Below are 24,798 nucleotides of genomic sequence, written 5' to 3' on the forward strand. Positions count from 1 at the left end.
GGCGCGACCACGGCGCCCCCGAATCACGCGAGCCGCTGCAGCACGTACGCCCATGCCGGAAGCGTCGCCATCGCCAGCACGATGCCGTAGCCGACCATGGCCGCGGCCAGGCGTGGCGCCAGGCCATGCGAGATCGCCAGCGCCGCGGCGGTGATCATCGGCGGCATCGCCGATTCCAGCACCGCCACCTGCAGCACGTCGCCGCGCAGGCCGACACCCAGCGCCAGTGCCAGCGACAGCGCCGGCAGCAGTGCCAGCTTGAGCAGCAGGCCGGTGGCCAGTGGCGCGATCTCGTCGCGCGGCAGCTTCAGCTGGATCGTCAGCCCGACCGCCAGCATCACCAGCATCAGCAGCACGCCCGACAGCCGCTCCAGCGCGGACGCGATCCAGTCCGGGGGCTGTTCGGGCATCAGAGTCAGGCCGAACGCGAGCGCCCACATCGGCGGAAAGCGCGCGATGCGCAGCGCGACCTCGCGTTTCGTCGGCGGATGTTCGCCGCCGTAGCGCGCGAGCACCACCAGTCCGAGCGTGGACAGCATCACGAAGGTGCCGAACTGGTCGTAGACCACCGCGTAGGGCAACGCCTGCGCGCCGAGCAGCGCCTGCACCATCGGGTAGCCGATGAAACTGGTGTTGCCGAGCATCGTGCACAGCAGCAGCACCGCGAACTCGTCGCGGCGCAGCCGCAGCCGCGGCGACAGCAGCCGCAGCAGCGCCCAGGTGGCGCCCGCCAGCGCCCACGGCACCAGCACCAGGCCCAGCAGCGAGACATCGAAGCGCAGCCGCGGCACGTGGATCAGGATCGCCGCCGGCAGGCACACGTACAGCACCACCAGGTTCAGCGTCTCGGCCGCGTTTCCCGGCAGCACGCGCAGGCGCGCGAACGCCATGCCCAGGGCCAGCATCGCCAGCATCAGTGCGAACGCGTCGAAGGCCATCGGTGGCCGTCACTCCGGGTGGGGAAGCGACATCATAGGCAGTGCCGTCGGGTGCGCCATCCGTCCTTCGGCGCACCCGTGGCCGTGCGGCGCGCATGCCCGGATTCGGTCCCGCGCAGTCCGGTCGTGCGCGGGGTCGACGCGATTCGCGGCGACGCCGCTATTCGCCGAGCGTGAGCAGGCTCGCGTTGCCGCCCGCCGCGGTGGTGTTGATGGTCACCGTCTTCTCGGTGGCGAAGCGCGGCAGGTAGTGCGGGCCGCCGGCCTTGGGGCCGGTGCCGGACAGGTTCTGGCCGCCGAACGGCTGCACGCCGACCACCGCGCCGATCTGGTTGCGGTTGACGTAGATATTGCCGACCTTCGCGCGCTGCACGATCCGCTCCACGGTCTCGTCGATGCGCGAATGGATGCCGAGCGTGAGTCCGTACCCGGTGGCGTTGATCGCATCGATCACGGCGTCGAGCGCATCGGCCTTCCAGCGGATCACGTGCAGCGCCGGCCCGAAGTTCTCGCGGGTGAGCTGCGACAGCGATGCGAGCTCCCACGCGCGCGGCGCGAAGAAGGTGCCGTGCTCCGTGGCAGGCCCGAGCGCCGCCTGCGCGATCGGTTTCGCGGCACCCTGCATGCGCGCGGCGTGCGCGTCGAGCTGACACTTCGCGTCGTCGTCGATCACCGGGCCGACGTCGGTGGACAGCCGCGCCGGGTCGCCCACCTGCAGCTCGGCCATCGCGCCCGCGAGCATGCCGATCACCTTCTCGGCGATGTCGGCCTGCACGAACAGCACGCGTGCGGCGGAGCAGCGCTGGCCGGCGGAGGTGAACGCGGACGCCAGCGCGTCCTTCACCAGCTGCTCGGGCAGGGCGGACGAGTCGGCGATCAGCGCGTTCTGGCCGCCGGTCTCGGCGATCAGGGTGGCGATCGGCCCGGACTCGCGCGCGGCCAGAGCGCGGTTGATCGCGCGCGCGGTCTCGGTGGAGCCGGTGAAGGCGACGCCCGCCACGCGCGGATCGGCGGTCAGCGCGGCGCCGACGGTGGCGCCGTCGCCCGGCACGAACTGCAGCACAGGTTCCGGCACGCCGGCCTCGTGCAGCAGCTTCACCGCATGCCAGCCCACCAGGTTGGTCTGCTCGGCGGGCTTGGCGATCACGCTGTTGCCCGCGGCGAGCGCCGCGGCCACCTGCCCCGCGAAGATCGCCAGCGGGAAGTTCCACGGGCTGATGCACACGAACACGCCGCGGCCGGCCAGTTGCAGCGCGTTGGATTCGCCGGTCGGGCCGGGCAGCGGCATCGGCGCGAAATCGTGGCGGGCCTGGCCGGCGTAGTAGCGCAGGAAATCCACCGCCTCGCGCACCTCGGCGACGCCGTCGGGGATGGTCTTGCCGGCTTCCTTCGTGCACAGCGCGATGAATTGCGGCATGCGCTGCTCGAGCAGGTCTGCGGCATGCTCCAGGATCGCCGCGCGCGATGCGGCCGGCGTCGCGTCCCACGCCGGCTGGGCGGCGACCGCATTGCGCAGGGCCTGTTCGACCGTCGCACCGTCGGCGGCCTGCCACTGGCCGATGCGCTGGCGGCGATCGGCAGGATTGGTGACCGCGATGTCCGGGCCGGCGGTGGTCGCGCCCGGCACCAGCGGCGCGGCGCGCCAGCCACGTTCGCCGGCATCGGCGACGGCGGCGTCGACCCGTTCGGCAAGTGTGCGTAACTGGTCGTCGTCGGCGAGGTTGAGACCCATGGAATTGCTCCTTTCGTCGTGCCCGTTCGATGCCGCGTGGCTGCGGTACAGGTCGACCGGCAACGGGATGCGCGGATGCGCGATGGCGTCGAAGCCGGCGACGACCTCCACCGGATCGCGCACCAGGTCGTCGATCGACACGTCTTCGTCGCTGATGCGGTTGACGAAGCTGGAATTGGCGCCGTTCTCCAGCAGCCGGCGCACCAGGTACGGCAGCAGGTCCTCGTGCGAGCCGACCGGCGCGTAGACGCGGCACGGCACGTCGAGGCGGTCGGCGGGGATCACCTCGGCGTAGAGATCGTCGCCCATGCCGTGCAGCTTCTGGAATTCGTAGGGGTGCGCCCGCTCCGTTCCGCGCGCGCGCGGGAGCAAGGCAGCCGCCATCGTGTGGATCGCCGCGATGGTCTGCGCGTTGTGGGTGGCGAACATCGGGTAGATCGCATCGGTGTTCGACAGCAGCCGCACCGCGTTCGCGAGGTAGCTCACGTCGGTATTGGGCTTGCGGGTGAATACCGGATAGCCCGGCAGCCCGTCGACCTGGGCGCGCTTGACCTCGCTGTCCCAATACGCGCCCTTGACCAGCCGCACCGGGATGCGGCGGCCGTGGCGGCGGGCGAGGTCGGCGATCCAGTCGATCACGAACGGCGCGCGCTTCTGGTAGGCCTGGACCACGATGCCGAAGCCGTGCCAGCCCTCGAGCAGCGGGTCGCTCCACGCGCGCTCGATCACGTCCAGCGACAGCTCCAGCCGGTCGGCCTCCTCGGCGTCGATGGTCAGGCCGATGTCGTGGCCCTTGGCCTGCCGCGCCAGCTTCAGCAGCCGCGGCGCGAGTTCGGCCAGCACGCGGCCGCGCTGCGCATGCTCGTAGCGCGGGTGCAGGGCCGAGAGCTTGACCGAGATCGACGGCGCGGCGATCTCGTCGGCAACGTGTCCTCCGGAAGCGCGTCCGCTGGCGCCGATCGCATCGATCGCCTCGCTGTAGGCCTTGAGATAGCGATCGGCGTCGGCCTGCGTGAGCGCCGCCTCGCCGAGCATGTCGAACGAGTAGCGGTAGGCGGCATTGGCGCCCTTGCGCGAGCGCGCCAGCGCCTCGCCGATGGTCCGGCCCATCACGAACTGGTGGCCCATGATCCGCATCGCCTGGCGCACCGCCAGCCGGATCACCGGCTCGCCGACGCGGCCCACCAGCCGCTTGAAGGCGTTGTGCACGTCGCGCCGGGTGTCGTCGGCCAGATCCACCAGGTGTCCGGTCAGCATCAGGCCCCAGGTCGAGGCGTTGACCAGCACCGAATCGGACTGGCCCACGTGCTTCTTCCAGTCCGCCTCGCCGAGCTTGTCGCGGATCAGCTTGTCGGCGGTGTCCTGGTCGGGGATGCGCAGCAGCGCCTCGGCCACGCACATCAGCAGCACGCCTTCCTCGCTGCCCAGGTCGTACTGGCGCATGAAGGCCTCGATCGCGCCCTGGTCCCGGGTCCGCGCACGCACACGGCGGACGAGGTCGGTGGCGGTGGCGTGGATCGCCGCGCGGTCGGCGTCGCCCCAGCCGGGGACGGGCTGGCGTGCGACCGCGAGCAACTCGCGCACGTGCGCGGATTCGTCCAGGGCCCAGCCGGCGGTGATCGCCGCGCGCAGGGGCGAGGGGGGCGGCGGGGCGTCCGACGGGCCGGAGGGGTCGGTCGCCGGGGCGGGCGGGTCGTTCGAAGGAGGCATGGACGGGCCAGGAGGGCGCCGGGGCGTCGGGCCGGAGGCACCGGGCCAACGGCACGCCTGGAGGCGCGGGACCGGACCATTGTCGCCGCCAGGGCGTGTGCGCGGATTGAACGATTCCCGCGCCGGGTCCGCGGGCGCCGGCACAACCGCGCCGGGTGTGGCGCAGGACGCCCGGGCGAATGGTCCCGGACACGGCCAAGTCGGCCGGGTGGACCCGCCTGTGCGGGCCGGCGGCCGTCCGCGGATGGCGCGACCAATGCAGCCCGGCGCGGTGCGCGCAAGGCGGCGCGGGGGCGGGAAGGCGGACGCTGCCGCGGCGCGCTCAGTCGGCGCGCAACCTCCGGTACGCGCCCGGCGTCATCCCCACCAGGGCCACGAAGCGCCGCGTGAACGCGCTCTGGTCGCTGAAGCCGCAGGCCTGCGCGATCCCGGCGATGCTGCCGGGGCCCTGCAGCCGGTGCATCGCGGCCTGGATCCGGATCCGGGACAGCAGTTGCAGCGGGGTCAGCTGGAACACCTTCTGGAAGCTGCGCTCGAGCTTGGACTCGGAGAAGCCGGTGACCGCCCGCAGGTCCCGGACGCGGACGTTGCCCGGGTAATGCCGGTTCATGTGCACCAGCGCCTCGCGCAGCGAGCGGTAGTCGTCCTCCAGGCCCTCGCGGCTGGCGAGGTCGCGGGAGATGCCGACCAGCCCGACCACCGCGCCGGCCACCCGCAGTGGCCGTTTGCAGGTCAGGCACCAGCCCGGCTCCTGGTCGGAGAACAGGTGCTGCTCGAGCAGGCTGTCGATCACCGCGCCGGCCAGCACCTGCTGGTCCTGCAGGCCGTAGTCGGCCGCCAGCCCGCCCGGGTACACGTCGCCGGCGCGCTTGCCGATGATGTCGCGCCGCGAACGCAGGCCCAGCCGTCGCAGCATCGTGGCGTTGACATGGGTGTAGCGGCCTTCGCGGTCCTTGATGAAGAACAGGACCTCGGGGATCGCATCGAACAGGGCCTCGACCTCGGCGGCGTCCAGCGCGGGCGGAGCGGGCTTGTTCATGTCGGGCAAGCGTCCTGCGCGCCCGCCGCGCCGGCGGGCAATGGGCGCCACGACCCGCGGGACCGGGATCGCGACCGTGGTCGGAGCAAGCCCGGATTCTATCCGTCGCGCCGCGCCCGCGCCGGCGTGCGAACGGTCTCGGCTTGCCCCTAAACCCCTGCGGCCGCTACCATTTGGAAGTTTTCGCGTGCCCGCAGGGCGGGCTCGCGACGTTCGCAGGCGGTATTCGTGGCGGCTTCCTCCGGACGTGGGGCGCCGCCGAGATTGAACTCGTTACCAGTTCGCTGGCGGCCGGCAGGCCGCAACCGATGACATTGGGGTCTAGGCAATGATGCAGGCGCGTTTCTCGCGGTGGGGGTTGGCGGTTCTGGCGTCGTTGCCGTTTGCGGCGCTGGCCGCGGATCCGAAGCCGTGGCAGCTCAACATGGGACGGGGCGTCACCGCGTCCTCCCAGCACGCCTACGACGCGCACATGCTCGCGCTGATCATCTGCGTGGTCATCGGCATCATCGTGTTCGGCGCCATGGCCTACGCCATGTTCAAGTTCCGCCACTCGCGCGGCGCGGTGCCGGATACCGGCTTCACCCACAGCACCAGGCTCGAGATCGTCTGGACCGTCGTCCCGATCATCCTGCTGGTGATCATGGCGGTGCCCGCGACCGCCAAGCTGATCGCGATGTACGACACCCGCGAGTCCGAGATGACCATCAAGGTCACCGGCATCCAGTGGATGTGGAAGTACGAGTACCTGGGCGAGGACGTGGTGCTGACCAGCCGCCTCGACCGCGAATCCGACCGCATCCGCCAGAGCGGCGAGCGCCCCGACGCCGCGACCAGCCCGCACTACCTGCTCGACGTCGACAACGCCCTGGTGGTGCCGACCGACACCAAGATCCGCTTCGTGATCACCGCCGACGACGTGATCCACGCCTGGTGGGTGCCGGCGCTGGGCTGGAAGCAGGATGCGATCCCCGGGATCATCAACGAGGCCTGGACCGAGATCCTGGAGCCGGGCACCTACCGCGGCCAGTGCGCGGAACTTTGCGGCAAGGACCACGGCTTCATGCCGATCGTGGTGCGCGCCGTGCCGCGGGCCGAGTTCGACCAGTGGCTGGCCGCGAAGAAGGCCAGCACGGCGCCGCCGGCCGATCCGTCGCTGGTGCCCGAGGGCGGCGACGGCACCGCGCCGCGTTCGCTCGACCCGGACATGATCGAAGACGCGCAGCAGGGCGAGGAGCCCGCCGCCGCCGCTCCCGCCGACGCGCCCAGCGCCGGCTGACCGAATTCCGAAAGGCCCATCGTCCTATGTCCACCCATACCGCCACTGCCGACCACCACCACGACGACCACGGCCATCGCCAGTCGTTCGTCGAACGCTGGTTCTTCTCCACGAACCACAAGGACATCGGCACGCTGTACCTGCTGTTCTCGTTCGTGATGTTCATCGTCGGCGCGGCGATGAGCGTGATCATCCGCACCGAGCTGGCGGTGCCGGGCCTGCAGCACGTCAGCCCCGAGTTCTTCAACCAGATGACCACCATGCACGCGCTGGTGATGATCTTCGGCGGGGTGATGCCGGCCTTCGTCGGCCTGGCCAACTGGATGATCCCGCTGCAGATCGGCGCGCCGGACATGGCGCTGCCGCGCATGAACAACTGGTCGTTCTGGATCCTGCCGTTCGCCTTCACCCTGCTGCTGATGACGCTGTTCCTGCCCGGCGGCGGCCCCGCCGGCGGCTGGACGCTGTACCCGCCGCTGTCGCTGCAGGGCGGCTACAACGTCGCGTTCGTGATCTTCGCCATCCACATGATGGGCATCAGCTCGATCATGGGCGCGATCAACGTCATCGCCACCATCCTCAACATGCGCGCCCCGGGCATCGACCTGCTGAAGATGCCGATCTTCTGCTGGGCCTGGCTGATCACCGCGTTCCTGCTGATCGCGGTGATGCCGGTGCTGGCCGGAGCGGTGACCATGCTGCTGACCGACAAGTTCTTCGCCACCTCGTTCTTCAACGCGGCCGGCGGCGGCGACCCGGTGATGTACCAGCACATCTTCTGGTTCTTCGGGCATCCCGAGGTCTACATCATGATCCTGCCGGCGTTCGGCATCGTCAGCGAGATCATCCCGACCTTCTCGCGCAAGCCGCTGTTCGGCTACCAGGCGATGGTGTACGCGACCGCCTCGATCGCGTTCCTGTCGTTCATCGTGTGGGCGCACCACATGTTCACGGTGGGCATGCCGCTGGGCGGCGAGATCTACTTCATGTTCGCGACCATGCTGATCGCGATCCCCACCGGGGTGAAGGTGTTCAACTGGGTGTCGACCATGTGGCGCGGCGCGCTGAGCTTCGAGTCGCCGATGCTGTGGTCGATCGCGTTCGTGATCCTGTTCACCATCGGCGGCTTCTCGGGTCTGATGCTGGCGATCGTGCCCGCGGACTTCCAGTACCACGACACCTACTTCGTGGTCGCGCACTTCCACTACGTGCTGGTGACCGGTGCGCTGTTCGGCATCATCGCCGCGGTGTACTACTGGTGGCCGAAGTGGACCGGGCGCATGTACAACGAGACCTGGGCCAAGGTCCACTTCTGGTGGACGATGGTGTTCGTGAACCTGCTGTTCTTCCCGCAGCACTTCCTCGGCCTGGCCGGCATGCCGCGCCGCATCCCGGACTACAACGTGGTGTTCGCCGACTGGAACCTGATCAGCTCGATCGGCGCGTTCGGCATGTTCGTCACCCCGTTCATGATGTTCGCCGTGCTGTACCACTCGCTCAGGCACGGTGCGCCGGCCGCGGCGCGGGCCTGGGACAGCGCGCGCGGACTGGAGTGGACCGTGCCCTCGCCGGCGCCGCACCACACCTTCGGCACGCCGCCGGTGATCCGCCCGGGCGACCTGGCGCACGACGACGTGGCCCACTGACGCCGCGATGGCCAATCCCCCGACCCGGCCCGACGACGACACCGCCCTGCGCCGCAGGCGCGCGGTGCGTACGGCGATGGTCGTGGGCGGCATCGCGGTGGCGATCTACATCGCCTTCATCGCGTCCGGGGCGATCGGTCGATGAGCGCGGGCAGGCTCGGCATCGCCAAGCTGGTCGGCATCTCGCTGGCCGCGTTCGCGTTCACCTTCTCGCTGGTGCCGCTGTACCGGATCGCCTGCGAGAAGGTGTTCGGCATCCGCCTGGACAACACCGCGGCCGACGCCTCGGCCGTGGCCTCCGCGGTGCCGGACGAGCGCTGGGTGACGGTGGAATTCGACGGCACCGTGAACTCGAAGCTGCCCTGGGGCTTCCGGCCCAACGCCACCCGCATGCGCGTGCGCGTGGGCGAGCAGTACGAGGCGATCTACGCCGCGCACAACAGCGGCGACCGCGCGATCGTCGGCAGCGCCACGCCGTCGGTGGCGCCGGCGCGCGCCTCGGGCTACTTCAGCAAGACCGAGTGCTTCTGCTTCACCGCGCAGACCCTGCAGGCCGGCGAGACCCGCGACCTGCCGGTGCGCTTCATCGTCGATCCGGCGCTGCCGCCGGACGTCAACACCATCACCCTGTCGTACACGTTCTTCAAGAACGACGCGCTCACCGACCGCCTCGCCGCGGCGGCGCCGTCGTCCACCGTGCCGCATTCGGCACCCTGACCCACCGCAATCCGGACTTTTCGCCATGGCCCAGGCCCACGCCGACACCACCGCCCATCACGGCAGCGACCCGAACACCTACTACGTGCCGCACGGCAGCAGGTGGCCGGTGTTCGCGTCGGTCGCGCTGTTCGTGGCCATGCTCGGCTTCGCCAGCTGGCTCAACGACGTGAGCTGGGGCAGGGCGGCGTTCTTCATCGGCGTCGCGGCGCTGGCGTTCATCCTGTTCAAGTGGTTCGCCGACGTGATCCTCGAATCGGTGTCGGGCTACTACAACAAGCAGGTCGACGTGTCGTTCCGCATGGGGATGGTGTGGTTCATCTTCTCCGAAGTGATGTTCTTCGCGGCGTTCTTCGGCGCGCTGTTCTACGCGCGCCAGTACGCGTTGCCGTGGCTGGGCGGCGCCGGCGACGGCGTGGCGACCAACTACCTGCTGTGGGACGGCTACAGCGCGGCCTGGCCGACAGCCGGCCCGGGCGAGGTCGGCGGCGCGTTCCAGACCATCCCTGCGTGGGGCCTGCCGCTGCTCAACACCCTGATCCTGCTCACGTCCGGCGTCACCGTCACCATCGCCCACCACGCGCTCAAGGCCGGGCAGCGCACCCGGTTGCTGGTGTTCCTGGGGCTGACCGTGCTGCTGGGCTGCGTGTTCCTGTTCTTCCAGGCCGAGGAGTACATCCACGCCTACCGCGACCTCAACCTGACGCTCGGCTCGGGCATCTACGGTTCGACGTTCTTCATGCTCACCGGCTTCCACGGCCTGCACGTCACGCTCGGCACGCTGATGCTGGCGATCATCTGGCTGCGCTGCGCCAAGGGCCACTTCACGAAGGAAAACCACTTCGCGTTCGAGGCGGTGGCCTGGTACTGGCACTTCGTCGACGTGGTGTGGCTGGGGCTGTTCCTGTTCGTCTACGTGCTTTGAAGCCGGAAGTCCGGAATCGGGAATCGGGATTCGGGAAAGCGGCCGAGCACGGGATCGCCCTCCAGGAGAGCGTCGGCATGCCGGCGCTTTCCGCTTTTCCGGCCCCGCGGTTCGCCTGGCCTGTCATTCCGAGCGTAGCGAGGAATCTACTGGCCGGAGCTGATGATGCAGGGATTCCTCACTGCGTTCGGAATGACAGTCGTGGCGACGGCGATGGCCTGTTCCACCACGGCCGCTCAGGGATTGGGGTCGCGGCCCACGCCATGAAACTCGATCCAGCCCATGTAGTTGGCCAGCACCACGAGCCCGATCAGCGCCACCGACAGCGCAATGCGCTTGGTCAGCGCGTTCACCGTACGCTTGCTCTGGCCCTTGTCGACCAGCATGTAGTACAGGCCGGCGCCGAGGTTCCACAGGATCAGCGCCAGAAAGGCGACGATCAGCAGGGTCTTGAGCGAATCGTTCATCACCGCCTCCGCAGGCGCAGCGCGCGCATGTGGCCGTCATTATCGCAGCCCGCGGGAGCTGCGGCGTGAGCCCGCGCACCACCCGCATCGCCGGCTGGGCGCTGGCGCTGCTGGCGATCGCCGCGTTCGCCTCGCTCGGCCGCTGGCAGCTCGCGCGCATGCACCAGAAGCAGGCGATGCTCGATGCGGTGGCGGCGACGCTTGACGCGCGCATCGCGCGGCCGCTGTCGGCCGCCGCCGACCCTGACCGCGCACGCGACTACGACTGGGCGGCGGGCGAGGGCGGGTTCCTCCCGGGGCCCGCGGTGCTGCTCGACAACCAGCAACGCGACGGCCGCCCCGGCGTGCGCGTGTACCGGCTGTTCCAGCCGGTCGGCGCGGCCCCGTTGCTGGTGGAGCTGGGCTGGCTGCCGGTGCCGCCGGACCGTGCCATGCCGCAGGTGGCGCCGATCGAGGGCGTACAGCGCGTGCAGGGCCTGCTCGCGCCACCGCCTTCGGCGGGCCTGGCCGACGCGACGCCGACACCCACCGCGCACGGCGACCTGCTGGCGATCCGGCTCGACGGCGCGGCGCTGCCGTCCAGGCTCGGCGTGGACGCGCTGCCGCCGCGCGTGCTCAAGCTCGATCCCGCGCTCCCCCTGGGCCATGCGCGCGACCTCGACGTGCTGCCCAATACCCTGCCTCCCGAAAAACACCTCGGTTACGCCGTGCAATGGTTCGGGCTCGCGCTCGCCGTGCTGGCGACCGCCCTGATCCTGACCTTCCGCCGGCGCCGCCGATGAACGCTCCCGTCCCGCCACAGCAGCGCAACCGCAACCGCGGCATGCTGGTCCTGATCGTCGTCATCTTCCTCGGCAGCGCGGTCGTTGCCGGCGCGCTGCGGTTCTCCGGCTGGCGGCCCGCGGGGACGAAGAACCACGGGGAACTGCTCGACCCGCCCGGCGACCTGCGCGGGGTGGTGCCGCGCCTGCAGGGCGGCGGCGAGTACGCCTGGAATCCCGGCGAGCGCACCTGGCGCATCGCGCTCGCGCCGGCCGAGGGCTGCGGCGCACCCTGCGTGGACCTCTCGCGCCAGCTCGACACCGTGTGGCAACTGTTCGGCCATCGCGCCGACCACGTCCACATCCTCTGGATCGGCACGCCGCCCGATGGCGCAGTGCGCAATGCGGCCTGGCGCGAGATCGCGCCCGATCCGGCGCTGCTGGCCGCCCTGCCGCGGCGCGATGCCGCCGCCGGCACGCCGGTGTACGTGATCGACCCGAACGGTTTCGTGATCCTGCGCTACGCGCCCGGTTTCGATCCGGGACACCTGCGCCAGGACATGGCCCGCCTGCTGAAGCTGAAATGATGGCCACCCCGCTCCCCGCCCCGTCGCGTCCGCAGGTCTACCGCCACTTCCATCGCATCGCCTGGCTGGCGGTCGCGCTGACCTTCGGCGTGATCGTGTTCGGCGCCTTCGTGCGCCTGTCCGACGCCGGCCTGAGCTGCCCGGACTGGCCGACCTGCTACGGCCGCGCCGCCTGGCCGCAGGCCACGCAGGACGTGAGCGACCATGCCGCCAGCGCGATCCGCCCGTTCGAGACGGCCAAGGCCTGGCGCGAGCAGGTGCACCGCCACCTCGCCGCCACCCTCGGCGTGCTGGTGCTGGTGCTGGCGTTGCTGGCGGCGCGCCGGCGCAGGTTCGGCGTGGCCACCGTGCTGGTGGCGTCGGCGCTGGTGGCCGCCGCGATCCCGCTGTACATGCGCGGGCAGGTGCTGCCGGCGCTGCTGGTTGCCGGGCTCGGGGAGGCGTTGCTGCTGGTCGCGGCAATGCGCTGGTCGGGCATGGGTGGCACGGACGCGCGCGCGGGAGCAGCGCCGGATCTCGCGAACGTGGCGGCGTTGACCCTGGCGGTGGTGATCTTCCAGGCGCTGCTCGGCAAATGGACGGTGACGATGCTGCTCAAGCCGGTGATCGTCATGGGTCACCTGCTCGGCGGCATGCTCACCTTCTCGCTGCTGGCGTGGATGGCGTGGCGCGCGACCCACCTGCCGATCGTGCACGCCGATGCCGCGCAGCTGCGCCGCTGGCTGCTGGCGGGGGTCGCCGCGCTCGGCGTGCAGATCGCCCTGGGCGGCTGGGTCAGCGCCAACTACGCCGCGCTCGCCTGCGGCGCCGGCGGCTGGATTACGGCGCAGCCGCACTACGCCGACTTCCCGAAGTGCGTCGGCCAGTGGTGGCCGCCGACCGACTTCCGCGAGGGCTTCGTGCTGTGGCGCGGCGTCGGCGTGGACTACGAGGGCGGCGTGCTCGACGGCGCCTCGCGCATCGCCATCCAGATGGCGCACCGGCTGTTCGCGATCGTGGCGGCGGCCATGCTGCTGGCGGCGTCGTGGCGCCTGGCGCGCATGCCCGGCCTGCGCGGCTGGGCGCTGCTGCTGGCGCTGCTCACGCTGATCCAGGTGCTGCTGGGCGTGCTCAACGTCAAGCTGTCGCTGCCGCTGCCGGTGGCGGTGATGCACAACGGCGGCGCCGCGCTGCTGCTGTTCGTGCTGGTGTCCCTGCTCGCGCGCCTGCGGCGGCCCTAGGACCGTCCCGGCCCGGCATGACGCACGAGACAATGCCTGCCTGGCGAACCACGCCGCGTACGGCGCGACGCCGCCAGGACCCACCACACACAATGCCCGGGAGCCCGGATCCATCGCGCAGAACGCCAGGCCGGCAAAGCCGAGCATGCACAATGACCGGCTGGCAGGCACCTCCCTCCTGCCGCGCCCGGCTGCAGAAACCCCGCCCAGCGCCGACAATCGGACCCTGCTTCATGGCGGGCCGGCGCCCGCCCCACGGAGATCGATGAGTTCCTCCAGTTCCAACGACGTACGCCAGTACTGGGCGCTGACCAAGCCGCGCGTGGTGGCGCTGATCGTGTTCACCGCGCTGGTGGGCATGTTCCTGGCCGTGCCGGGACTGCCGCCATGGCGGCCGACGGTGTTCGGCCTGCTCGGCATCTGGCTGGCGGCGGCGTCCGCGGCGGCGATCAACCACCTGATCGACCAGCGCATCGACAAGGTCATGGTCCGCACCGCCGACCGCCCGCTCGCCACCGGCGCGCTCAGGCCGGCGCAGGTGCTGGCGTTCGCGGTGGCGCTCGGCGCGCTGTCGATGGCGATCCTGATCGCGCTGGTGAACCCGCTCACCGCCGCGCTCACCTTCGCCTCGCTGATCGGCTATGCGGTGGTCTACACCGGCTTCCTCAAGCGCGCCACGCCGCAGAACATCGTCATCGGCGGCATCGCCGGCGCCGCGCCGCCGCTGCTGGGCTGGGCGGCGGTGACCAACATGCAGGGGCAATGGGACTGGGCGCACGCGCTGCTGCTGGTGCTGATCATCTTCGTGTGGACGCCACCGCACTTCTGGGCGCTGGCGATCTTCCGCCGCGACGACTACGCGCGCGCGCTGGTGCCGATGCTGCCGGTGACCCATGGCGTGGAATACACGCGCTGGCAGATCCTGTTCTACACCGTGCTGCTGTGCGTGGTGACCCTGCTGCCGGTCGCGGTGGGCATGAGCGGGCTGTTCTACCTCGGCGGCGCGGTGGTGCTGGGCCTGGCGTTCCTCTGGTACGCGTGGCGGCTGCTCGACCCGCCGGACGAACTGTTCGCGATGAAGGTGTTCAACTACTCGGTGGTCTACCTGATGGCGCTGTTCGCCTTCCTGCTGGTCGACCACTGGCTGCTGCCGTGGCTGGACCCGGCGCCGATGCAGGCATTCGAACTGCAGCGCGTCGACTGACCGGTTTCCCGTCCTGTAGGAGCGCCTTCAGGCGCGACGGATGGCGAGGGCGCGCAGCGATGGTCGCGGCTGAAGCCGCTCCTACGACCGCTGCCCCCGCGATCGCCGCCCCTGTAGGAGCGCCTTCAGGCGCGACGGGAAGGCGACAGCGCGCAAGCGATGGTCGCGGCTGAAGCCGCTCCAGCGCGACAGCTGCCCCCACGATCGCCCCCCCGTAGGAGCGCCTTCAGGCGCGACGGATGGCGACGGCGCGCAAGCGATGGTCGCGGCTGAAGACGCTCCAGCGGAGGGTGCGACAACGTCGCCCGGGTCCGATCGACGCGAATCACGCCGGCCGCGCGCGCTCCGCCACTTCGGCCAGGGTCGCGGGCGTGATCTCCCACCGTTCCGCGTCCTCGTACACGAACTCGGCGTGCAGCCTGCCGCCGGCGCGCCTGAGCTGGATCACGCACACCGTCCACGGCACCTTGTCGTCGGCGCGCGTGGCCTCGCGCAGTTCGTCCAGGCGCGCGCCGATGGTGTCGAGACCTGTCTGCGGCGTGGCCGCGCGTGGCGGCTCGCCATCGCGATAGCCGAAACCGCTGATCCGGCGCGCGCCATCGGCGTAGGAGGCGATCAGCGCGTAGCCGTCGAGGTCGTGCCCGGCGGTGGCGATGTCGCGCACCAGCAGTTCGCCGATGCCGCGGATCAGCGCGTCCTTGTCGGCGCTCAAGAGCGCATCCCGATCATCTCGTCCATCTCGTCGCGCGCGATGCGGTCGAACACCTGGCCGGCCTCGTTGTCGAACACGATCAGCTGCGGATCATAGACGGTGCTGCCGGTCGCCGGGTCGATCACCTCGTAGTCCACCCGCACCTGGTCCGGGCGCTGCACGTTCGCCGGACCCAGGGCGATCTCGATGCGCACGTCCATGCCCTCGGCCAGCCAGTCGGCCCATTCCTGCTCCAGGCCGGCGAACACGCGCTGGTTGAAGTGGCTCTCCTGCGGGAACATGTTGACCGGCCCATGGCCGTTGACGAAGCGGTAGGCGATGATGTGGCCCACGTCGTCGCCGCTGCCCTTCATGTCGTTGTCCGTGCGGAAGCGGCTCTGCGCATTGCCCTCGATGCGGTCGGAATCGCGGCCGCCGCTGCCCGGCTCCCAGGTCAGGGTGGCGTCGGCCGAGACCGGGCGGCCTTCGGCGTCGAGCGTCCAAACCACTTCATTGGTCTCGCCACTGCCGATCTGGGTCACGATGCCGGTGATTTCCGGGCCCTCGACGTCCTCGACAATGCGCACGCTGCCATCGGGCACGGTGCCGTCGAGCAGCATGCGGCTGTAGCCGGCGCGGTCGGCGCCCGCCGGGTCGTCGAGCATCGCGGTATGGCGGGTGAAATCCTCTCGCTGCGCCGGATACGACGCCGGTCCGCCGTCGCGCGGCGCATCGAACAGCCGGTTGTCGCCGGTCATCACCCGCAGCTCGCCGTCCTCGGTCATTTCCAGCGACAGCCGCAGCTCGTCGATCGAGGCGAGGTCGTTGGCATCGGCCAGCGCGCGGAACGAGGCTTCGAGCGCGGTGCCGGCGTAATCGCGGCCGAACACCTCGATCCGCGTGCGCGGCGGGATCGTCGCCGGGTCGAAGGGATTGACCTCGCGCAGCTGCGCAGGCGACGCATTCTCGTTGCGGATGGTGACGTCGTAGCGCACCGGCACGGTCTGCGCCTCGACGCCCGGCGCCGACACCTGCATCTCGCCGGAGGCCGAGTAGGTGGTATTCCACTGCTGCGTGTTCTCGCCGGTGATGCGCAGCGAGGCCGGATCCAGCTTGAACCCGACCTCGGCCGGGTCGGCGGCGAGCAGCGCGGGATCGAACCCCGGCGCCTGGCCGGCATCGGGGCGCAGCGCGGGCAGGCCGGGCCACTGGAACACCGGCGGCGGCAGCGGGGGCGGGAGGCGGGTCGTCTCGTAGCTCATGCGCGGGCCGGGCATCCGGTGCCGTACGGCACCCTCGGGAGCGCAGGTTACCCGGGGGCCGCCGGCGGCAACATTGGGGAAAACCCGGGGGCCGCGGCGGCACGCCCGGCCGCGCAGGCGCCCGGAGCCACCCCGTGCCTATGCCGTCTGCCCGATGTCCGTGGCGAACCGGGGGTCATCCCCCCGCGCCTATACTCTGCAGTCCGAACCGCGCCACTGCCGTGCCCGCATCCCGAGCGGCGCAGGCGCGGTCGATCACCGGATGGGCCTACCCGCGATGTCCGCAGCACCGCCAATGTCGGGTTCCGTCGGCGACGGCCTGCACTCGCGCTACCGCACCCTGTGGGGCGGGGTCGACGAGATGCTCGATGCCGACGGCAGCCTGCGCCCGGTCTGGCGCCGCTTCGTGCACATGCTCGACGGCCTGACCGAGACCGAGCTGGCCGCGCGCTTCGCCCGGGCCCACCAGTACATGCGCGATGCCGGCGTGTACTACCGCGCCTACGACCACCTCGGCGGCCCGCGCGAGCGCGAGTGGCCGCTGTCGCCGCTGCCGGTGCTGATCGATGCCGCCGAATGGCGCGACATCGGCGCCGGTCTGGTGCAGCGCGCCGAACTGCTCGAACGCGTGGTCGCCGACCTGCACGGCCCGCAGCAGCTGGTCGCCGACGGCCTGCTGCCGCCGGAACTGATCGCGGCCAATCCCGAATTCCTGCGGCCGATGGTGGGCGTGCCGCCGCGCGGCGGGCACTACCTGCATTTCTGCGCGTTCGAGCTCGGGCGCGGGCCCGACGGGCGCTGGTGGGTGCTCGGCGACCGCACCCAGGCGCCGTCCGGTGCCGGCTTCGCGCTGGAGAACCGCGTCGCCACCGTGCGCGCGTTCCCGGACCTGCCCGAGGACATGCACCTGCATCGCCTCGCCGGCTTCTTCCGCCGCTTCCGCGACGCGCTGCTGGACCTGGCCGACGGCCGCATGGGCGCGATCGGCGTGCTCACCCCGGGGCCGAACAACGAGACCTATTACGAGCACGCGTGGATCGCGCGCTACCTCGGCTTCCTGCTGCTGGAAGGCGACGACCTCACCGTGCGCGACGGCGCGATGCACGTGCGCACCGTGTCCGGCCTGCAGCCGGTGAGCGTGCTGTGGCGACGCGTGGATGCCGCCTTCGTCGATCCGCTGGAACTGCGCGCCGATTCCTGGATCGGTACGCCCGGCGCGGTCGCCGCGTTGCGTGCCGGTGCGCTGTCGATGGTCAACGCGCTGGGCTCGGGCGTGGTCGAGACGCGGGCGATGCAGGCCTTCATGCCGCGCATCTGCCAGGCGCTCACCGGCCGCGGGCTGCAGCTGCCCGGCATCGCAACATGGTGGTGCGGGCTGGCCGCCGGGCGCGAACTGGCGGTGGCGCAGGCCGACCGCATGCTGATCGGTCCGGCGTTCTCCACCCGCCTGCCGTACGAGGATCCGCAGGCCACCCTGCCGGGTGCGCAGCTCGATCCCGACGAACGCCAGCGCCTGCTGCAGCGGCTGCAGGTCGAGGGTGCGCAATGGGTGGCGCAGGAAGCGGTGACCCTGTCGACCACGCCGGTGTACCTCGACGGGCGGCTCGAACCGCGTCCGTTCGTGCTGCGCGCGTTCGTGGCGCGCACCCCCGATGGCTGGGAGGTGATGCCCGGCGGCTTCGCGCGCATCGGCGCGCAGGCCGACACCCGCGCGATCGCGATGCAGCTCGGCGGCCAGGCCGCCGACGTGTGGGTGGTGGGCGAACGCCCGGTGGTGCAGGAGACCCTGCTGTCCGGCGGCTACCTGCAACGCCGCGACCCCGCCGCGCTGCCCAGCCGCGCCGCCGAAAACCTGCTCTGGCTCGGCCGCTACACCGAGCGCAGCGAGGCGATCGCCCGCATCCTGCGCGCCTACCATGTGCGCCTGGCCGAGATCGGCGACCACCCGCTGCCGCTGCTGGACGTACTCGGCGAGTACCTCGACCGCATCGGCATCGACGTGATCGATCCGATCCCCTCCGGCCTGCTGCGCAGCCTCGACGGCGCCGCCACCAGCGCCGGCCGCATCCGCGACCGCTTCTCGCCCGACGGTTGGGGCGCGTTGCACGACCTGTCGACCACCGCCAACCGCTTCGCCGAACGCGTCTCGCCCGGCGACGACGCCAGCCGCGCGGTCACCGTGCTGCTGCGCAAGCTCGCCGGCTTCTCCGGTCTGCTGCACGAGAACATGTACCGCTCCACCGGCTGGCACTTCCTCGAGATCGGCCGCCGCATCGAGCGCGGCGTGCAGATCGCCGAGCTGCTCGGCCTGCTGTTCCATGCCGATGCGCCCGCTGGCCTGCAGCAGGCGCTGCTGGAGATCGCCGACAGCGTGATGACCCATCGCAACCGCTACGGCGTCAACGCCGGGGCCCAGAGCGTGCTCGACCTGCTCGCGCTCGACGGCGCCAACCCGCGTTCGGTGATGTTCCAGGTGGACGTGCTGCGCGAGGCCTTCGCGCAGCTGCCCGTCACCGGCGCGCCGCACGCGATGCCCGATTTCGCCAAGCAGGCGATGCGCCTGCACACCGAGATGTCGATCCGAGACGCCGGCACCGTCGACGCCGCCTGCCTCGCCGGCCTGGCGCGCGACATCGCCGGCCTCTACAACGGCGTCTCCCGCGCGTACTTCCACTGACCCCGCATGCCCGTGGCCCACGCGAGACCCGACCCGCATTCCAACGCTCTCCCGCATGCGTCCGGAGGCAAGGCACGTTTTTCCTTCCCCCGCTCCGCGGGGGAAGGTGCCGAAGGCGGATGGGGGCGCGCCGCAGGCGCGTTGTCCGCGCGACGTCCCGCCCCTCACCCCAACCCTCTCCCGCACGCAGGACAGGGGCCGTGGATCGAGCCATCCGCCGTTCCTTCCCCCGCTTGCGGGGGAAGGTGCCGAAGGCGGATGGGCACGCGCCGCAGGCGCGTGCCGCAACCCCGATCCGCCGCATGCCTATCGCAGTTCCAGGCCCGCCATGCGCTATGACATCCGCCTGCGCCTGAGCTACGCCTACCAGCGGCCGGTGGGCGATGCGCGCCACCTGGTGCGGGTGCAGCCGCGCGAGCTGCCCGGCATCCAGCACGTGCAGGACCTGCGCGTGCGGATCGAGCCGCAGCCGTCCGAGCGCAGCATGTTCGAGGACTTCTTCGGCAACCCGGTGCTGGCGATCGCGCTGCGCCCGCCGCACCAGACCCTGGACGTGGAGATGCGCGCGCATGTGCGGGTCGAACGCGACACCCAGTCGCACCTCGACCTCTCGCCCGATCCCGCGGGCCTGCAGGCCGAACTCGCGACCCTGCGCTCACTGGCGCCGGACGCGCCCTGCCACTTCCTGCCCGCCAGCGTGCGCGCGCCACTGCTGTCGCGGCTCACCGACTATGCCCGTGGCAGCGTGCGCCAGGGCGGCAGCGTGCTGTCGCTGGTGCAGGACCTGGGCATGCGCCTGCGCGGCGATTTCGCCTACGATCCCGACGCCACCGAGGTCGACACCCCCGTCGGCGAAGCCTTCGACATGCGCGCCGGCGTCTGCCAGGACTTCAGCCACATCATGATCGCGGGCCTGCGCGGGCTCGGCATTCCCGCCGGCTACGTGAGCGGGTTCCTGCGCACCGTGCCGCCGCAGGGCCGGCCGCGGCTGGAAGGCGCCGACGCCACCCACGCCTGGGTGCGCGCCTGGTGCGGCGTGCAGATGGGCTGGCGCGAATTCGATCCCACCAACGGCATTCCCGCCGGCGACGACCACATCACCATCGCCTACGGCCGCGACTACGCCGACGTCTCGCCGCTCGCCGGCGTGCTCAAGACCACCGGCGCGCAGACCGGCACCCAGGCGGTGGACGTGCTGCCGCTGGATTGAGCGTTCGCCCGGGCCTTGAACGTCTCGCGCCACGGCGGCGGGAGCAGCCGTGCGCAGGCCTGGCCTACGCGCGTTCGATGAAGAACCAGCGATGGCCCTCGAGATCCTCCGCGCGGTAGCGGCGCCCGGGCGGGCCGTCCTCGATCCCCGACAGCACGGTCGCGCCCGCGGCCCGCGCGCGCTCGAAGTGGGCGTCGAGCCGGTCGACGTACACCAGCACGCCGTCGATCACCCACGGCACCGCCGACCAGCGGCGCGCCTGCGCGCAGTGCTCGCGATGCCGCCGCGGACTCTCGTAATCCGGCGTCGGCGAGGCCAGCATCACCAGCCCGCCGCCGGTCTCGAGTTCGCCATGCGCCAGGCGCCCGTCGGGCCCGGTCATGCGCGTGCGCTCGATGAAGCCGAAGGTCGCCACCAGCCAGTCCATCGCCGCCACGCCATCCTCGTAGGACAGCATCGGCACCACCCCCTGCGCCAGCGTGGGGGCGGCCGCCATCAGCCGGCCTGCCGTACGTGCGGCATCAGGAAACGCATGTAGTCGGCCTTGCCGACCGGCACGCCGAGCCTGCGCAGGATCGCGTACGTCATGGCGATGTGGAAATAGAAGTTCGGCAGCAGGTAATCGCTCACGTACAACCGCGCCGGGGTCTCGCAGTAGATGCCCGGGCCGAGGCCGGTACGCTTGGATTCGTCCAGCCGCGCGTCGTCGGCCTGGATCGCGGCCACCCGCACGCGCGTGTCGCGGATGTAGTCCCGCGCCGTCGCGATGCCGGTCACCTCGGGGTCGAGCAGTTCGATCGGCTGGCCGGCGCACCACTGCGAGAATCCAAGCGGCTGGTTGCAGGCGAACGCGACCTGGGTGCCGAGCGGGAACATGTCCGGCGCCAGGCGCTCGCCCAGCGCGGCATCGATGTCGGGCAGGTGCGCCTGGCCGACATCGAGGATGTGGTCGAGCGTGTCGAGGCGGGTGCTGAAGATGCGCTGGATTTCGGCGATTTCGGTGCTGCCCATGCGTGGGTCCTGGGGTGATGGTCGAGGGGGTCAGGATGCCTGGCGAAACGTGCCTGCGGCAGCCGGCATCTTATCCGCGGCAAGCGCGCACCCGCGCATTCGCGCCGATTCCGCGCAGCACGAGGCGACGCTACGAACCGCGCAGGATCTTGTCCATCGCCTTGCCCTTCGCCAGCTCGTCGACCAGCTTGTCGAGGATGCGGATCTTGCGCATCAGCGGATCTTCGACCTCCTCCACGCGCACCCCGCACACCACGCCGGTGACCTGCGCGCTGGCAGGGTTGGGCTTCGGCGCCTTCGCGAAGAACGTTTCGAAATCGCTGCCCTGCGCCAGCTGGCGTTGCAGGCCTGCCGGGGTGTAGCCGGTCAGCCAGCGGATCACCTGGTCCACCTCGGCCTGGGTGCGGCCCTTGCGCTGCGCCTTGTGCACGTACATCGGGTACACGCTGGAGAATTTCGTGGTGAAGATGCGGTGTCCGGCCATGACCTGCCTCCGTCGTCGTGTGGGGTGGTGCCGTCAGCCGCCCTTTACGCCGAGCCTGGCCAGCAGGTCCTCGCCGCGATGTCCCTCCGCGACGCCCTGGACCAGCAGCAGGTCGCCCTGCGTGTGCGCCATGCGCAGCGGACGGATGGCGGCATAGGCGGGCGAGGCGTACCAGGCCTTCGCCAGCGCCATCGACGGGAATTCCACCACCACCACGTCGCCGCTCCAGGAGCCTTCCATCGTCTCGCAGCCGCCGCCGTGCACGCGGTACTTTCCCTGGAACGGCGCGAGCGTGGCGTCGACCCGCTGCAGGTACTCGCGGATCTCCGGTCCGAAATGCGTCTCGCGAATCATGGCGATGGCATAGGCGGTCATCTCTTCCTCCAGGTTGATCGGCGGCAACGCGTGCCCGGGCGCGCCGGAATGCGGCGCAGCGAAACGATCGCGGCCGACGCGGCGCAATCGCAGCGGACCAACGCGCCGTGTCAGCGCACGACGCCCTTGTTCGAGTTATGGCTGGCCCGGATCCGCCATCTGCCATCCTCCTCGATCGTGAGCCAGGTGAACAGGCCCTCCCGCGGCGGGCGTGGCGTGCCGTCGTCGTTGCGGTCGCCTTGCAGCCCCCACTGCACATGGACCACCGCCACACCGGGCCGGACCACGGCCACGTCGACCGCCTGCACGGTGAGCACGCTGTCCTTGAACTTGCCCGCGTGGACGCGCGCATGCCCGTCGACGATGGCCTTGCGACCCTGGCCCCGATAGCCATCGACGTTCACCCAGTCCGCGTCCCCGGTGACCAGCTCGCCCAGGGGGTTCATGTCGTGCGCGTTCCACACGGCCTCGAATTCGGAGGCCAGCGCGCGGTTGGCCGCGTCGGGCGTCGCCTCCTGCGCGTGCGCGAGCCAGGGCAGGAGCAGGAGCGCAGCCAGGAGCAGCCGCGAGGTCGTCGGCTTGTGCGTCATGCGCGCCTCCGTGTGTGCGCCCCTGTGTGTTCTGACGGGATGGGCGACGTCGCCCGGCCAATGCACTGCTTACCAGGGCAGCCCGCACAGGTCGATGACGGTCGGATCGATCGCGGCCCTGGTCGGGTCCAACATCATGCATTCGGCCGTCCAGGTGCGGACCCCGGCGGGCTGCTCGAATCGCACCTCGGACCGGACGCGCTGCCAGCCCAGGCGCTGGTAGAACGGCACCAGCGCCTCGGCGCACAGCAGCAACCCGCAACGTGCGTCCAGCGAGGAGAACCACGCGCGTTCGCTGGCGGCCAGCAGTTCGGACGCCAGTCCACGCCCGCGGTACGCCCGGGTGGTGATCAGGTTGTTGAGCCCCGCCACCGCCACCGGCTGACCATCGATGCGAACCGCGCGTTCCACCAGGTGATAGAAGCACGCCAGCCCACCGTCGTCGGCCTTGCCGAGGAATGTCCAGTCCGGCGCGGCCCATCGGGTTTCGCGGACGATGGCGAACTGGTCGAAGGCCTCGCTCGCCAGCAGGCGCAACTGCTCGCGCCGCGCGTGCGGCAGGTCTTGGTGGCGAACCTGTTCGATGGTGAGCATGCCAACCCCATGTGCCCGACGGGCGCGCGTCGTGCGGCCGCAAGGGCCGGAAGAGGCGGCGGCCGCACGGCCATGCTACGCAGGACGAACGTGTCGGCCAACGGGACCTCCCGGGATGCCGCGCGCAGACCGTCCTGTGCACGCGCGACCCATGGCTTCACCGCCTGCGGCTGTCGAAGTAGTGGTTCTGTCCCTCGTCGCGAAACTCGGCGGCCAGCTCGAGCCCGGCGCCGGAAAGCAGCGCTGCGTAGACCGCGGCGCCCAGCGAACGCGAAGGGGCTCCGGTCAGGATGTCGGTCCAGGTGCAGGCCTGCGCTGGCGCGGTGAACAGCAAGCGTCCGCCCGGCGCCAGGGCCCGCGCCACGCGGTCGATGAGCGCGGCCTGCGCATCGCCCGGCATCAGGAACACCAGCCCTACCGCGATCGCGCCGTCGAACGTGCGGCCGAACAGGCGCGAATCCTCCACCGCCTCGCAGGCCACCGGCGCGCGCGGAAAGCGACGTGCGAAAGCGGCGACCAGGCTCGGCGAGGCATCGATGCCATGCAAGTCGAATCCGTCTTCCAGCAACGCCGCCGAGATCGGAACGCCATCGCCGCAACCCAGGTCCAGGATCGACGCCCTCGGCGGAAGCGACCGCGCCCACGCACGCACCGTCGCCACGCCGATCGCGGACTGCCCGCGCCGCGCCATGAACGCCGAGGCGACCGCCTCGTAGCCGTTGGAGGGATCGCGATCGTCGGATGCGGCCATCGGCATGCTCGCCCTCGTCCTGGCCGGTTGCGTGGCCATCCGGCTGGCCCGCGAACGCGGGCCAGCCGGATGATGAACCATGGCGCCGCCGCGCGACAGCCGCGGGGGGATCGCGGCGGCACGCGGTGCCGACGCGATCCCGCTACTGCGCGGTGAACCCGCCATCGATGGCATGCACACTGCCGGTGATGAAGGCCGCCCGCTCGCCCAGCAGATAGGCGACCAGGTCGGCGACTTCCTCGCGCGTGGCGAGGCGTTTGACGGGATGCGCGTCCGCCATGGCATCCGTGGTCTCCCGGCCCGATGCCAGGATGCGCGGCGTGGCCACGTAGCCCGGCGCCACCGCGCACACGCGCACACCGGACTCGGCCAGTTCCAGTGCCGCCGAACGCGTCAGCCCGATCACGCCATGCTTGGCCGCGGTATAGGCCGACATGCCGGCCAGCCCGACCATGCCATTGGCCGACGACATGTTGACGATCGCGCCGCCGCCGTTCGCCAGCATGGCCGGCACCTCGAACTTCATCGAGTGGAAGATGCCGCCCAGGTCGGTCTCGATCACCTCGTGCCAGACGTCCGGATCCAAGTCCTGCACCGTCACGCCGGCCGGGCCGGTGACGCCGGCGTTGTTCACCGCGAGGTCGAGCTTTCCGAAGCGCTCGACGGCCTGCGCCACGGCCGCCTCCATGGCCCGCGGGTCGCGCACGTCCGCCTCGATCGCCAGTGTGCGCGTGCCCCCGCGATCGATCCTGCGGCACACCTCCTGCAACGGCGCCAGCCGACGCCCCACCAGCGCCACCGACGCGCCACCGGCGAACAGCCGCTCCGCGATCGCCTCGCCATTGCCCGTACCGGCGCCGGTCACCAGCGCCACCTTGCCTGCGAACTCGGCCGCGTCCACACGCACCTCCACGTCCGCGATCGCACC

Annotated in this window: 25 protein-coding genes; 11 read left to right on the forward strand and 14 right to left on the reverse strand. The window is 71.0% G+C overall.

Annotated features, from left to right (window positions below; all coding sequences use genetic code 11):
• Window positions 1-23 precede the first annotated feature (23 nt).
• The 3 genes from JMO03_RS18265 to JMO03_RS18275 form a co-directional block, all read right to left on the reverse strand.
• Window positions 24-938 (reverse strand): AEC family transporter, encoded by a 915-nt coding sequence (locus tag JMO03_RS18265; RefSeq protein ID WP_202845167.1) that lies wholly within the window; start codon window positions 936-938, stop codon window positions 24-26.
• A gap of 160 nt (window positions 939-1,098) precedes the next feature.
• A complete protein-coding gene (gene putA, locus JMO03_RS18270) occupies window positions 1,099-4,380 on the reverse strand; it encodes a bifunctional proline dehydrogenase/L-glutamate gamma-semialdehyde dehydrogenase PutA (RefSeq protein ID WP_202845168.1) in 3,282 nt (1,093 codons plus the stop codon).
• 322 nt (window positions 4,381-4,702) lie between these two features.
• On the reverse strand, window positions 4,703-5,419 hold the full coding sequence (locus JMO03_RS18275; RefSeq protein ID WP_202845169.1) for a helix-turn-helix transcriptional regulator: 717 nt from the start codon (window positions 5,417-5,419) through the stop codon (window positions 4,703-4,705).
• A gap of 328 nt (window positions 5,420-5,747) precedes the next feature.
• Here JMO03_RS18275 and coxB point away from each other — a divergent pair, with 328 nt between their 5' ends.
• The 5 genes from coxB to JMO03_RS18300 are packed head-to-tail and all read left to right on the forward strand — an operon-like array spanning window position 5,748 to window position 9,986.
• Window positions 5,748-6,698: a cytochrome c oxidase subunit II gene (coxB, locus tag JMO03_RS18280; protein ID WP_202845170.1), complete on the forward strand. Its 951-nt coding sequence runs from the start codon at window positions 5,748-5,750 to the stop codon at window positions 6,696-6,698.
• A 26-nt stretch (window positions 6,699-6,724) separates the two neighbouring features.
• The gene (ctaD, locus tag JMO03_RS18285; protein ID WP_202845171.1) at window positions 6,725-8,344 is read left to right on the forward strand and encodes a cytochrome c oxidase subunit I; all 1,620 of its coding nucleotides are present in this window, start codon (window positions 6,725-6,727) and stop codon (window positions 8,342-8,344) included.
• A gap of 7 nt (window positions 8,345-8,351) precedes the next feature.
• Window positions 8,352-8,489 (forward strand): hypothetical protein, encoded by a 138-nt coding sequence (locus JMO03_RS18290; protein ID WP_202845172.1) that lies wholly within the window; start codon window positions 8,352-8,354, stop codon window positions 8,487-8,489.
• Window positions 8,486-9,061: a cytochrome c oxidase assembly protein gene (locus JMO03_RS18295; protein ID WP_202845173.1), complete on the forward strand. Its 576-nt coding sequence runs from the start codon at window positions 8,486-8,488 to the stop codon at window positions 9,059-9,061. The genes JMO03_RS18290 and JMO03_RS18295 overlap by 4 nt, the downstream gene beginning before the upstream one ends.
• A 25-nt stretch (window positions 9,062-9,086) precedes the next feature.
• The gene (locus JMO03_RS18300; protein WP_202845174.1) at window positions 9,087-9,986 is read left to right on the forward strand and encodes a cytochrome c oxidase subunit 3; all 900 of its coding nucleotides are present in this window, start codon (window positions 9,087-9,089) and stop codon (window positions 9,984-9,986) included.
• Between the two features lie 236 nt (window positions 9,987-10,222).
• Here JMO03_RS18300 and JMO03_RS18305 read toward each other — a convergent pair whose 3' ends face one another.
• Window positions 10,223-10,453 carry a twin transmembrane helix small protein gene (locus JMO03_RS18305; RefSeq protein ID WP_202845175.1) on the reverse strand — a complete coding sequence of 77 codons (231 nt, stop codon included), beginning with the start codon at window positions 10,451-10,453 and terminating at the stop codon, window positions 10,223-10,225.
• A 65-nt stretch (window positions 10,454-10,518) separates the two neighbouring features.
• Here JMO03_RS18305 and JMO03_RS18310 point away from each other — a divergent pair, with 65 nt between their 5' ends.
• The 4 genes from JMO03_RS18310 (at window position 10,519) to cyoE (ending at window position 14,225) form a co-directional block, all read left to right on the forward strand.
• Window positions 10,519-11,235, forward strand: a complete 717-nt coding sequence (locus JMO03_RS18310) for an SURF1 family cytochrome oxidase biogenesis protein (protein WP_202845176.1) — start codon at window positions 10,519-10,521, stop codon at window positions 11,233-11,235.
• Window positions 11,232-11,801 (forward strand): hypothetical protein, encoded by a 570-nt coding sequence (locus JMO03_RS18315; protein ID WP_202845177.1) that lies wholly within the window; start codon window positions 11,232-11,234, stop codon window positions 11,799-11,801. The genes JMO03_RS18310 and JMO03_RS18315 overlap by 4 nt, the downstream gene beginning before the upstream one ends.
• On the forward strand, window positions 11,801-13,021 hold the full coding sequence (locus JMO03_RS18320) for a COX15/CtaA family protein (protein ID WP_202845180.1): 1,221 nt from the start codon (window positions 11,801-11,803) through the stop codon (window positions 13,019-13,021). Before JMO03_RS18315 ends, JMO03_RS18320 begins: the two co-directional genes overlap by 1 nt.
• A 265-nt stretch (window positions 13,022-13,286) precedes the next feature.
• Complete coding sequence (cyoE, locus tag JMO03_RS18325) at window positions 13,287-14,225, forward strand: heme o synthase (protein WP_202845182.1); 939 nt, start codon at window positions 13,287-13,289, stop codon at window positions 14,223-14,225.
• A 325-nt stretch (window positions 14,226-14,550) separates the two neighbouring features.
• On the opposite strand, the gene JMO03_RS18330 is transcribed toward cyoE, so the two are convergent.
• Window positions 14,551-14,937 carry a hypothetical protein gene (locus JMO03_RS18330; protein ID WP_202845184.1) on the reverse strand — a complete coding sequence of 129 codons (387 nt, stop codon included), beginning with the start codon at window positions 14,935-14,937 and terminating at the stop codon, window positions 14,551-14,553.
• On the reverse strand, window positions 14,934-16,178 hold the full coding sequence (locus tag JMO03_RS18335; protein ID WP_202845186.1) for a DNA/RNA non-specific endonuclease: 1,245 nt from the start codon (window positions 16,176-16,178) through the stop codon (window positions 14,934-14,936). The genes JMO03_RS18330 and JMO03_RS18335 overlap by 4 nt, the downstream gene beginning before the upstream one ends.
• A 295-nt stretch (window positions 16,179-16,473) precedes the next feature.
• Here JMO03_RS18335 and JMO03_RS18340 point away from each other — a divergent pair, with 295 nt between their 5' ends.
• Window positions 16,474-18,855 carry a circularly permuted type 2 ATP-grasp protein gene (locus tag JMO03_RS18340; RefSeq protein WP_202845188.1) on the forward strand — a complete coding sequence of 794 codons (2,382 nt, stop codon included), beginning with the start codon at window positions 16,474-16,476 and terminating at the stop codon, window positions 18,853-18,855.
• Between the two features lie 328 nt (window positions 18,856-19,183).
• Complete coding sequence (locus JMO03_RS18345; protein ID WP_202845189.1) at window positions 19,184-20,065, forward strand: transglutaminase family protein; 882 nt, start codon at window positions 19,184-19,186, stop codon at window positions 20,063-20,065.
• A 64-nt stretch (window positions 20,066-20,129) separates the two neighbouring features.
• Here JMO03_RS18345 and JMO03_RS18350 read toward each other — a convergent pair whose 3' ends face one another.
• The 8 genes from JMO03_RS18350 to JMO03_RS18385 form a co-directional block, all read right to left on the reverse strand.
• On the reverse strand, window positions 20,130-20,561 hold the full coding sequence (locus JMO03_RS18350; protein WP_202845191.1) for a VOC family protein: 432 nt from the start codon (window positions 20,559-20,561) through the stop codon (window positions 20,130-20,132).
• The gene (locus JMO03_RS18355) at window positions 20,561-21,076 is read right to left on the reverse strand and encodes a DUF1993 domain-containing protein (protein WP_202845192.1); all 516 of its coding nucleotides are present in this window, start codon (window positions 21,074-21,076) and stop codon (window positions 20,561-20,563) included. Before JMO03_RS18355 ends, JMO03_RS18350 begins: the two co-directional genes overlap by 1 nt.
• A gap of 130 nt (window positions 21,077-21,206) precedes the next feature.
• Entirely contained in the window at window positions 21,207-21,560 is a 354-nt protein-coding gene (locus JMO03_RS18360; protein WP_202845194.1) for a DUF2200 domain-containing protein, read from the reverse strand.
• Between the two features lie 33 nt (window positions 21,561-21,593).
• Window positions 21,594-21,935, reverse strand: a complete 342-nt coding sequence (locus JMO03_RS18365; protein WP_202845196.1) for a DUF1330 domain-containing protein — start codon at window positions 21,933-21,935, stop codon at window positions 21,594-21,596.
• Window positions 21,936-22,045: 110 nt separating this feature from the next.
• Window positions 22,046-22,525, reverse strand: a complete 480-nt coding sequence (locus JMO03_RS18370) for an SgcJ/EcaC family oxidoreductase (RefSeq protein WP_202845200.1) — start codon at window positions 22,523-22,525, stop codon at window positions 22,046-22,048.
• 69 nt (window positions 22,526-22,594) lie between these two features.
• Window positions 22,595-23,119: a GNAT family N-acetyltransferase gene (locus JMO03_RS18375; protein WP_202845202.1), complete on the reverse strand. Its 525-nt coding sequence runs from the start codon at window positions 23,117-23,119 to the stop codon at window positions 22,595-22,597.
• A gap of 157 nt (window positions 23,120-23,276) precedes the next feature.
• On the reverse strand, window positions 23,277-23,870 hold the full coding sequence (locus JMO03_RS18380; RefSeq protein ID WP_202845203.1) for a class I SAM-dependent methyltransferase: 594 nt from the start codon (window positions 23,868-23,870) through the stop codon (window positions 23,277-23,279).
• Window positions 23,871-24,012: 142 nt separating this feature from the next.
• The gene (locus tag JMO03_RS18385; RefSeq protein ID WP_202845204.1) at window positions 24,013-24,783 is read right to left on the reverse strand and encodes an SDR family oxidoreductase; all 771 of its coding nucleotides are present in this window, start codon (window positions 24,781-24,783) and stop codon (window positions 24,013-24,015) included.
• Between the last annotated feature and the right edge of the window lie 15 nt (window positions 24,784-24,798).

The organism is Luteimonas saliphila (assembly GCF_016774335.1).
Taxonomy (GTDB): domain Bacteria; phylum Pseudomonadota; class Gammaproteobacteria; order Xanthomonadales; family Xanthomonadaceae; genus Luteimonas; species Luteimonas saliphila.

Excerpts from the sequence above, each read along its gene's own strand:
- JMO03_RS18265 (WP_202845167.1), bottom strand. The coding sequence starts at position 938 with ATGGCCTTCGACGCGTTCGCACTGATGCTGGCGATGCTGGCCCTGGGC.
- putA (WP_202845168.1), bottom strand. The coding sequence starts at position 4,380 with ATGCCTCCTTCGAACGACCCGCCCGCCCCGGCGACCGACCCCTCCGGC.
- JMO03_RS18275 (WP_202845169.1), bottom strand. The coding sequence starts at position 5,419 with ATGAACAAGCCCGCTCCGCCCGCGCTGGACGCCGCCGAGGTCGAGGCC.
- coxB (WP_202845170.1), top strand. The coding sequence starts at position 5,748 with ATGATGCAGGCGCGTTTCTCGCGGTGGGGGTTGGCGGTTCTGGCGTCG.
- ctaD (WP_202845171.1), top strand. The coding sequence starts at position 6,725 with ATGTCCACCCATACCGCCACTGCCGACCACCACCACGACGACCACGGC.
- JMO03_RS18290 (WP_202845172.1), top strand. The coding sequence starts at position 8,352 with ATGGCCAATCCCCCGACCCGGCCCGACGACGACACCGCCCTGCGCCGC.
- JMO03_RS18295 (WP_202845173.1), top strand. The coding sequence starts at position 8,486 with ATGAGCGCGGGCAGGCTCGGCATCGCCAAGCTGGTCGGCATCTCGCTG.
- JMO03_RS18300 (WP_202845174.1), top strand. The coding sequence starts at position 9,087 with ATGGCCCAGGCCCACGCCGACACCACCGCCCATCACGGCAGCGACCCG.
- JMO03_RS18305 (WP_202845175.1), bottom strand. The coding sequence starts at position 10,453 with ATGAACGATTCGCTCAAGACCCTGCTGATCGTCGCCTTTCTGGCGCTG.
- JMO03_RS18315 (WP_202845177.1), top strand. The coding sequence starts at position 11,232 with ATGAACGCTCCCGTCCCGCCACAGCAGCGCAACCGCAACCGCGGCATG.
- JMO03_RS18320 (WP_202845180.1), top strand. The coding sequence starts at position 11,801 with ATGGCCACCCCGCTCCCCGCCCCGTCGCGTCCGCAGGTCTACCGCCAC.
- cyoE (WP_202845182.1), top strand. The coding sequence starts at position 13,287 with ATGAGTTCCTCCAGTTCCAACGACGTACGCCAGTACTGGGCGCTGACC.
- JMO03_RS18335 (WP_202845186.1), bottom strand. The coding sequence starts at position 16,178 with ATGAGCTACGAGACGACCCGCCTCCCGCCCCCGCTGCCGCCGCCGGTG.
- JMO03_RS18340 (WP_202845188.1), top strand. The coding sequence starts at position 16,474 with ATGTCGGGTTCCGTCGGCGACGGCCTGCACTCGCGCTACCGCACCCTG.
- JMO03_RS18345 (WP_202845189.1), top strand. The coding sequence starts at position 19,184 with ATGCGCTATGACATCCGCCTGCGCCTGAGCTACGCCTACCAGCGGCCG.
- JMO03_RS18350 (WP_202845191.1), bottom strand. The coding sequence starts at position 20,561 with ATGGCGGCCGCCCCCACGCTGGCGCAGGGGGTGGTGCCGATGCTGTCC.
- JMO03_RS18355 (WP_202845192.1), bottom strand. The coding sequence starts at position 21,076 with ATGGGCAGCACCGAAATCGCCGAAATCCAGCGCATCTTCAGCACCCGC.
- JMO03_RS18360 (WP_202845194.1), bottom strand. The coding sequence starts at position 21,560 with ATGGCCGGACACCGCATCTTCACCACGAAATTCTCCAGCGTGTACCCG.
- JMO03_RS18365 (WP_202845196.1), bottom strand. The coding sequence starts at position 21,935 with ATGACCGCCTATGCCATCGCCATGATTCGCGAGACGCATTTCGGACCG.
- JMO03_RS18370 (WP_202845200.1), bottom strand. The coding sequence starts at position 22,525 with ATGACGCACAAGCCGACGACCTCGCGGCTGCTCCTGGCTGCGCTCCTG.
- JMO03_RS18375 (WP_202845202.1), bottom strand. The coding sequence starts at position 23,119 with ATGCTCACCATCGAACAGGTTCGCCACCAAGACCTGCCGCACGCGCGG.
- JMO03_RS18380 (WP_202845203.1), bottom strand. The coding sequence starts at position 23,870 with ATGGCCGCATCCGACGATCGCGATCCCTCCAACGGCTACGAGGCGGTC.